An 8,255-nucleotide genomic window follows, 5' to 3' on the forward strand; every position below is an offset into this window, starting at 1 on the left:
CGCCCGCCAGGCCGCGTGGGCGCTGCACGGCGGCGCGACGCCGCCGTCGTGGAGCGCCGGCGCCGATCCGGCACGCTACGAGGCCGACCCGGCACCGGCGGCCTGGGAGCGCTACCGCGAGGCGGCGGGGGCCTTCCTGGACCGGGTCACGGGATGACCAGCGAGGGCCCGAAGCGGCTCCTGGTCCTCGGCAAGATCACCGACATCCTGGACGCGTTCACCCTGCAGCGCCCCGTGCTCGGGCTGGGCGAGATCCAGCAGGCGACCGGCATCCCGACCTCGACGGTGCAGCGGCTGGTGTCCAACATGGTCGCCGAGGGGCTGCTGGACCGGGTCGGGGACCGGGTCCGGATCGGGATCCGGATGGCCTACTGGGCCGGGGCCGCAGCCCGCGGGGTGGACCTGCTGGAGCTGGCCGGGCCGCTGCTGCGTGAGCTGCGCGACACCACCGGGGAGACCGCGTCGCTGTTCCGGGCCGAGGCGGGGCGGCACCGGGTGTGCGTCGCCGTCGCCGAGACCCGGCACGCGCTGCGCCGGGAGATGCACGTCGGCAAGGTCATCCCGCTGCACACCGGCTCGGCGGGCCGGGTCCTGCTCGCCTGGGCCCCCGAGCTGGCCGCGGAGGTGCTGGCCGGCCCGCTGCCGTCGCTGACCGAGTACACCGTGACCGACCCGGAGACGCTGCGCGCGCTGCTGGACGACACCCGCCGCGACGGGTTCGCGATCACCGTCGCCGAGCGCGACGACGGCGGCTCGGGGCTGTCCGCACCGGTCTTCGACCACGCGGGCGAGGTCACCGCGGCGCTCACGATCAGCGGCCCCACGCTCCGGTTCGGCCGGTCGGAGTGTGAGAAGAGCGTGGATCTGCTGGCAGGCGCCGCGGACCGGCTGACCCGGACCCTCGGCGGCCGCCCTCCGGGGTGAGCCCGGCCGCGGCCCACCACGCCTGCGGCTCAGCACCGCGTCGCGGGGTCTCGGCCGGTCGTCGCCACGATTCGCTCGATCGTGGTCGCGCCGGGCGCGGTCACGACGGCCGGGGCGAACACACCCATCCCCCGCCCCTGCTCGGCCATCGCCGACACAGCGGCCAGCGTGGCCTCGAGGACGTCGTCGGGCCACACCGGCTCGACGCCCACCGCGCGGCCGAGGTCCCATCCGTGCACGACGAGCTCACCCAGCACCATCCCGCCGATGACGGCGGCCGGGAGCCGCTCACCCATGGTCACCGCGCCCTCCCAGGTCGCCGGGTCCGACCACACGGTCACCAGGTCGTCCCGGGCGGCGTCGAGCCGGGCGGGCCAGTCGCCGGTCATCGGTGCCGTCGCGTCGGGGTCGGTCGCCGGTCCGGTCCCGGTGCGCCGTCCCACGTCGGCGAGCACGGGTGTCCAGTGGAGCAGGTGGCCGGTCAGGTCCGCCAGGTCCCAGCCCGCGCACGGCGTCGGCCGGGAGGAGGGGACACGGGACGCGGCCGCGACCAGCGGGAGGTGTGCGGCCGCAGCGGCGGCGATGTGACGGTGCATGGCCGGGACGCTAGGGCCCGGGCCGGTGCCGGGTCTTGGACGAACGCGCCAGACCCGCCGGCCACGCCCCGGGCCGCGGCATACTCACCACCGTGGACCATGACCCCCGCAGGCTCCCCGGGGCGCGGGCCCGCCACCAGCGCTCGCGCACCGTGGCACCGCCGGTCGACCTGGCCGGGTTCGTCGAGCAGTTCTGGGTCGTCGAGTGGGACTACGACCGGCCCTACCGGCAGAAGGTCGTCCCCTATCCCCAGGTGCACCTGACCGTGCAGCCCGGCGGAGCCGCCGTGCTGGCCGGGCCCGCCACCCGGTACGTCCACCGCGAGCTGCAGGGAACCGGCCGGGTGGTCGGTGCAGCGCTCCGGGCGGGCACCGCGCGGGCGCTGGTGGGAGCGCCGGTCGCGAGTGTGACCGATCGTCGGGACCCGGTCGTCTGCCCGGTCACCGCCGACGTGGACGGGCTCGCCGCATACCTGCGCGGGAGGCTCCCGGCCGGTGGCCCGGACCGGGCCGCCGCCGAGGCGCGCGACCTGGTCGCCGCGATCGCCGAGGACCGATCAGTGGTCCGGGTGGATGTGCTCGCCCACGGCACCGGCTCCAGCGTCCGCTCCCTGCAGCGGCTGTTCCACGAGCACGTCGGCGTCGGGCCGAAGTGGGTGATCCGCCGCTACCGGCTGCACGAGGTGACCGAGCTCATGGCGGCGGGGCGCCCGGTCCGGTGGGCCGAGGTCGCCGTCGAGCTCGGCTACGCCGACCAGGCCCACCTCACCCGGGACTTCACCGAGATGTTCGGTGAGCCCCCCACGGCCTACGCGATGCGGTACTGACCGACCGTCCCGGACGGGGACGGGGACGGGGACGGGCGCAGCGGGGTGTCAGCGTGGCCCCGCCGTCCACGGGAAGGCCTGGGCGTTCGAGCGGACACCGCGCGCCGTCGCCGAGCGCATGGGCTCCCCCAGCTCGGCCAGCAGGTCCTCGGACCACGTCACGAGGTCGGCCAGCACCGCGGGGGTCAGCCAGCCCGGGCGCAGCGCGAACAGCAGGTCCTCGCTGGCGGTGTTGCCGCTGGCCCCGGGCGCGAACGGGCAGCCACCCAGTCCACCCAGCGCGCCGTCGAGGACGGTCGCACCGTTCTGCACCGCGGCGAGTGCGTTCGCGACGCCCTGGCCCCAGGTGTCGTGGCCGTGGAAGGCGACGCGACGGCCGTCGGCGACCGCCGCGACGCGCCCGATCAGCGACCCGACCTCGGCGGGGTTCGCCTGCCCGAGGGTGTCGCAGACGACGACGTCGCAGGAGCCCGCGGTGCGCGGGTCGGCGACGATCTCGACCACCCGGTCCGGGTCGACGGGCCCGTCGAACGGGCAGGTGAACGCCGTCGCGAGGCACAGCTGGATGCGTCCGCCCGCGGCACGCGCGTACTCGACGGCCTGCGGCATCGCGTCGAGGGAGACGGCGGTGTCACGGCCGATGTTGGCGTTGTTGTGCGCATCGGACACCGAGAAGCAGTACTGGACGTTGCGGGCCCCGGCGGCCACCGCCTTCTGCACGTGCCGCGGCGTCGCCACCCACACCCAGCAGCGCTCCAGCTCCTCCGGTGTCAGCGCGGCGACGACGTCGAGGGTGTCCGCCAGCGGCGGCACCAGGTCGCCGCGGGCCAGCGACCCGATCTCCAGCTCCGGTACACCCGCACCGAGCAGCGCGCGGACCAGCCCGACCTTGCGGTCGGTGGGCAGCGGCTTGCCGGTGAGCTGGAGCCCGTCGCGCAGCGTGACGTCCCGCAGGACGACCCCGTCGGTGCTCATGCGTCCTCCCCCGATGCGGCCCGGATCGTGTCCGGGGTGTACCCGAGCAGCCCGCCGAGTACGGCGGCGGTGTCGGCGCCCAGGTCCGGCCCGACGGAGCGGACCGGGACCGACCGGCCGTCGAGCACCGGCACGATGCCGGGGAACCCGACCCGTGCGGGTTCGGCGCCGCCGGTGTCGACGTCGAAGTACTGGACCATGTCGCGGGCGCGGAACTGCTCGTCGGCGACGATGTCGGCGGCGGAGTGGATCGGCCCGGCCGGGACGCCGGCCTCCTCCAGCTTCGCGAGGACCTCGTCGCGGGGCAGCGAGCGGGTCCAGGTCTCGATGGCGCCGTCGAGCTCGTCGCGGCGCGCCCAGCGGCCCGCGTTGGAGGCCAGCTCCGGGTCGCCGCCCAGGTCCGCGCGGCCGATGACGGTCATGAACCGGCCGTAGATGGAGTCGCCGTTGCCGGCGATCACGACACTGCCCCCGTCCGCGCAGACGTAGGCGTTGGACGGGGCGATGCCCTCCATCCGCCCGCCGACGCGGCGCCGCTCGACGCCGTAGGCGAGGTGGTCGGGGACGAGGGACTCCATCATCGAGAACACGGCCTCGTTGAGCGCGACGTCCATGCAGCGCCGGTCCAGCGCAGGCCGGTCCGTGCGGCTCTCGCGCTGGTAGAGCCCCATCATCGCGGAGAACGCGCCGTAGAGCCCGGCGATCGAGTCCCCGATCGACACCCCGGTCCGCGACGGCGGCCGGTCGGCCTCCCCGACGAGGGCGCGCAGCCCGCCCATCGCCTCGGCGACGGCGGCGAACCCCGGCCGCGACGACAGCGGCCCGGTCTGCCCGAACGCCGAGATCCGCACGAGCACGACGTCGGGGTTGACGGCGTCGAGCTCGGCCGGGCCGAGCCCCCACTTCTCCAGTGTGCCGGGCCGGAAGTTCTCCAGCACCACGTCGGAGCGGGCGGCCAGGTCCAGCACGGCCTGCTTCCCCGCGGCCGAGCGCATGTCGAGGGTGATGGAGCGCTTGTTGCGGTTCAGCGTCCGGTACAGCATCGAGGTGTCCCCGGCGTAGAGCCGCCAGTTGCGGATCTCGTCGCCGGTACCGGGGCGCTCGACCTTGATCACCTCGGCGCCGAAGTCGGCGAGCAGGCGTCCCGCGGTGGGAGCGGCGATGTAGTTGCCGAGCTCGAGCACCCGGACCCCGGACAGCGGAAGTTGCGACACGACTCTCCTTAGACGACGAGCGACAGCGGCAGGATCACCAGGATCGCGACGACGGAGGCGATGGAGACCCCGACCGAGCAGGTCTTGAGCGTCCCGCGCACGGACTGTCCGAGCAGCGACTGCAGCAGCCAGAACGTGTTCGAGGTGACGTGGACGGCGAACAGCGCCCCGGCACCGGCGGCCAGCGCGATCAGTACCGGGGCCAGGCCGATCACCGGGGCGACCGGGGCGAGCACCCCGGCCGCGGTGATCGCCGAGATCGTCACCGACCCGATCGCGACGTGCAGTACGGCGGCGATCAGCCACACCATCAGCAGCGGGGCAGCGGTGCCGGCGGAGAAGAAGCTGCCGAGGATCTCGCCCAGCCCGGCGTCGGAGATCGTGGTGGCGAGCGAGCCGCCCACGCCGGTGAGGATCAGGATCTGCCCGCTCTCACGGAACCCGTCGGAGACCGCGGACTCGACCATGCCGCGCCCGTGGGCGACCCCGATGACGGCGGTGGTCCCGATCAGCGCGAGCAGCAGCGCGATCACCGGCTCGCCCAGGAACGCGATGACGGGGTGGGTGATCCCGGCCGCGTCGAGGACGGCGCCCGCGGCGATGAGCAGCAGGCCCACCAGCAGCGGCCCGAACAGCAGGGCCAGCGGCAGCTCGCGACGCGCGGTGCCGGACACCGCGGTACCGACGGCGGCCGGGACCGCGCCCCCGCCGGGCCCGGCTCCGTCTCCCCCGTGCGTGCCCCCGCCGTCCGGGGAACCGGTACCGGTGGGCTGTCCCCCGGCGCTCCCGGCCTCGGGTGCGTCGGTGTCCGGCGAGTGGGCCTCCGCACCGGCGGGCACGCCCGCGGCGACCGGCTCCTGCTCGTCGCGGGCCGGGTCCCACCAGCCGCGGCGCAGCAGCACGGACATGATCCCGGTCGCGATGAGCACGGTCGGCACCACGACGACCAGGCCCAGGATCAGCATCTGGCCCAGCGGCACCCCGAGCACACCGGCGAGTGCGACCGCACCGACACCGGGGACCATGAACACGATCCCGCACTCCAGGCCGATCGCGAGCGCGGTCGCCATGCGCGGCAGCCCCTTGTCCCCGATGCGCGGAGCGATCCGCCGGGCCAGCGGTGCGGAGATGACCAGCAACACGTCGACGAAGATCGACTGGAGTGCGGTGGAGACGGTGACGGCGGTGGCGTAGGGCATCCCGCGCGGGCCGCAGGCCGTCAGCAGCGCGGAGACCAGCCGTTCGATGGCGCCCGCGTGGTGCAGCATCGCGCCGGTCAGGACACCGAAGGCGATGAGCAGCCCGACGTCGGCCAGGATGTCGCCGAACCCGCCGGTGACCGCGTCGACCGTCCCCGTCACCCCCAGGCCGGCGGTCAGGCCCAGGTAGACGGCGCCGATCACGAGGGAGATCACCGGGTTGAGCCGGAACCTCACGATCAACACGACGACGGCGAGCACGGCGACGGCCGTGTTCACCACGATGACGGTGTCCGACACGATGATCCCCCTGGGCATCGACGACGATGTCGTACCCACATCATGAACTCAGACCCACCATGCGGGCAACCCCGCAGATCAGGCGGCGGCCAGCGCCCCGCCGAACCCGATCAGCGCGACCCCGGCGACGACGTCACCGGCGCGTCGCACGCGGCGCCGGGTGAAGAAGGCCCGCGCCCGGTGCACGGCGAGGACCAGGCCGACCCCGTAGACGCCGCCGAGCACCGCCACCGACAGCGCCAGCAGCAGCGCGTCGGCGGTGGTCGTCACCCCGGGCACGAGGAACTGCGGCAGCACCGACAGGTACATGACCAGCACCTTCGGGTTGGTGATGTTCGAACCGAAACCGACCAGGAACGACCGCCGCGCCGGGACCCGCGGACCACCGTCGGGGACCACGGGGTAGTCGCCGCGACGCGCGGCCCGCAGCGCCTGCACCCCGAGCACGCAGAGGTAGACCACCCCGGCCCAGCGGATCACGGTGAACGCGGTGTGCGAGCTCGCGACGAGCACACCGAGCCCGAACGCCGCGGCGCCGCCCTGCAGGGCGTTGCCGGTGAACACCCCGGCCAGCGTCGAGAGTCCGCCCGCGCGCCCGCCGACCAGCGAGGCGCGCAGCATCACGAAGGTGTCCGGGCCGGGCATCAGCACCAGCCCGACGACGATCAACAGGTAGGCACCGTAGGACGTCCAGCTCACGAGGGGCCATCGTAGGCTGCTGCCCCGTGAGATCCCGCCGGCGCCGCACGTCCCGGGAGGCGTCCCCGCTCCCGACGGTCGACGGCCTCGCGCCGGCCCGCGTCCGCACCCCGGCGACCGGCGGGTGGGCGACGATGCGCGATCACCTCGTCGACCGGTTCCCGCACGTCGCGGAGCGGATCGACGTACGGCTGGCCGCCGGGGAGATCGTGACCGCGGCCGGCCCGGTCACCCCGGCCACGCCGTACACGCCGTCGACGACGCTGTGGCTCTACCGCGACGAGCCCGACGAGGTGCCGGTGCCGTTCGGGCTGCCGGTGCTGTACGCCGACGACGACGTGGTCGTCGTCGACAAGCCGCACCTGCTCGCGACGATCCCGCGGGGCAGCCACGTCCGCCAGACCGTGCTGGTGCGGCTGCGCCATGAGCTGGGGCTGCCCGCGCTCAGCCCGGCGCACCGGCTCGACCGCGCCACCGCGGGGGTCCTGCTGCTGGTGGTGCGCCCCGAGCTGCGCGGCGCCTACCAGACGTTGTTCGCCCGCGGCCGGGTCACGAAGACCTACGAGGCGCTCGCCCGGTTCGACCCGGACCTGGAGCTGCCGCGCACCGAGGTGTCGCGGATCGTGAAGCGCCCCGGGGTGTTCGCCGCCGTCACCGAGGACGGCGAGCCGAACGCCGAGACCCGCGTCGAGCTCGCCGGGCAGCGGGGCGAGAGGGCCCTGTACCGGCTGACCCCGCGCACCGGGCGGACCCATCAGCTGCGGGTGCACCTGAACGGGCTGGGCGTGCCGATCCTCGGCGACGACGTCTACCCCGAGCTGCACCGGCGGGCGCCGGAGGACTTCACCCGCCCGCTGCAGCTGCTCTCGCGTGCCCTGGAGTTCGACGACCCGGTGACCGGGGCGCGGCGGCGCTTCGTCAGCGGCCGCACCCTGCAGGCGTGGGACGACCCGGACGGCTGGGCCGCCGGGACGCCGCACGAGTGGTGATCAGCCGACGCTGCGGTCGTCGCCGTCGTCGAGGTGGTGGCCGTTGCGGTGCCCGCCGGGCACCGGCGCGCCGTTGACGGCGCCGTTCAGCGCACCACCGGCCGGTCCGTGCGGGCCGTGGTCCTCCGCGGCGCGGTGGCGGCCCTCGCGCAGACCCCGCTGGTAGCTGGCCAGCCGGTTGCGCACCCGGTCGGGCTGGCGCTCCCGCGACCCGGTCGGTGCGAGCCCGTTCGGGGTGTCCCGCCACGACGGCGGCACCATCGCCTGCCCGGGCAGCCGCTGCGGCAGGCCCTGCGCGGTGGTCGGCAGGTCGACGACCCGGTCGGCCCGGATCCGGGCGGCGTCGAACTCGGCGTCGCCCGCGGTGCGCCAGTTGTCGTTCTGCGTGACCGGGAGCGCCGTCGTCTCGGTCGATCCCGGCTCACGGAACCAGGCCGAGGCGACCGCCGCGAAGATCGGCGTGTCGTCCGCGTCGTCCACGGGCACCGGCACCTCCGAGTCGAACGGTCCGAACAGCTCCACCGGCGGGGGC

At 74.9% G+C, this 8,255-nt stretch carries 8 protein-coding genes and 1 pseudogene; 3 read left to right on the forward strand and 6 right to left on the reverse strand.

Annotated elements, in window-relative coordinates; translation table 11 throughout:
* The first annotated feature begins 153 nt into the window (after positions 1-153).
* Positions 154-924: an IclR family transcriptional regulator gene (locus tag GTW08_RS05070; protein WP_073574502.1), complete on the forward strand. Its 771-nt coding sequence runs from the start codon at positions 154-156 to the stop codon at positions 922-924.
* 29 nt (positions 925-953) lie between these two features.
* On the opposite strand, the gene GTW08_RS05075 is transcribed toward GTW08_RS05070, so the two are convergent.
* A complete protein-coding gene (locus GTW08_RS05075) occupies positions 954-1,520 on the reverse strand; it encodes a TIGR03086 family metal-binding protein (RefSeq protein WP_073574501.1) in 567 nt (188 codons plus the stop codon).
* Between the two features lie 92 nt (positions 1,521-1,612).
* Here GTW08_RS05075 and GTW08_RS05080 point away from each other — a divergent pair, with 92 nt between their 5' ends.
* On the forward strand, positions 1,613-2,347 hold the full coding sequence (locus GTW08_RS05080; RefSeq protein WP_083658428.1) for a DUF6597 domain-containing transcriptional factor: 735 nt from the start codon (positions 1,613-1,615) through the stop codon (positions 2,345-2,347).
* Between the two features lie 48 nt (positions 2,348-2,395).
* Here the strand turns inward: GTW08_RS05080 and GTW08_RS05085 are convergent, their stop codons facing one another.
* The 4 genes from GTW08_RS05085 to GTW08_RS05100 are packed head-to-tail and all read right to left on the reverse strand — an operon-like array spanning position 2,396 to position 6,734.
* A complete protein-coding gene (locus GTW08_RS05085; protein WP_073574500.1) occupies positions 2,396-3,322 on the reverse strand; it encodes a hydroxymethylglutaryl-CoA lyase in 927 nt (308 codons plus the stop codon).
* Positions 3,319-4,536, reverse strand: coding sequence for a CaiB/BaiF CoA transferase family protein (locus GTW08_RS05090; protein ID WP_073574499.1), 1,218 nt, complete (start codon positions 4,534-4,536; stop codon positions 3,319-3,321). Before GTW08_RS05090 ends, GTW08_RS05085 begins: the two co-directional genes overlap by 4 nt.
* Before the next feature lie 8 nt (positions 4,537-4,544).
* Positions 4,545-6,053 (reverse strand): GntP family permease, encoded by a 1,509-nt coding sequence (locus GTW08_RS31490; RefSeq protein WP_237453549.1) that lies wholly within the window; start codon positions 6,051-6,053, stop codon positions 4,545-4,547.
* A gap of 60 nt (positions 6,054-6,113) precedes the next feature.
* Positions 6,114-6,734 carry a LysE family translocator gene (locus tag GTW08_RS05100; RefSeq protein ID WP_073574498.1) on the reverse strand — a complete coding sequence of 207 codons (621 nt, stop codon included), beginning with the start codon at positions 6,732-6,734 and terminating at the stop codon, positions 6,114-6,116.
* A gap of 26 nt (positions 6,735-6,760) precedes the next feature.
* Here GTW08_RS05100 and GTW08_RS05105 point away from each other — a divergent pair, with 26 nt between their 5' ends.
* Complete coding sequence (locus GTW08_RS05105; protein WP_073574497.1) at positions 6,761-7,723, forward strand: pseudouridine synthase; 963 nt, start codon at positions 6,761-6,763, stop codon at positions 7,721-7,723.
* On the opposite strand, the pseudogene GTW08_RS05110 reads toward GTW08_RS05105, so the two are convergent.
* A pseudogene (locus GTW08_RS05110) lies at positions 7,724-8,255 on the reverse strand (hypothetical protein); the annotation flags it as partial.

Origin of the sequence: Pseudonocardia sp. SID8383, from assembly GCF_009864975.1 — a bacterium.
Taxonomy (GTDB): Bacteria; Actinomycetota; Actinomycetes; order Mycobacteriales; family Pseudonocardiaceae; genus Pseudonocardia; species Pseudonocardia alni.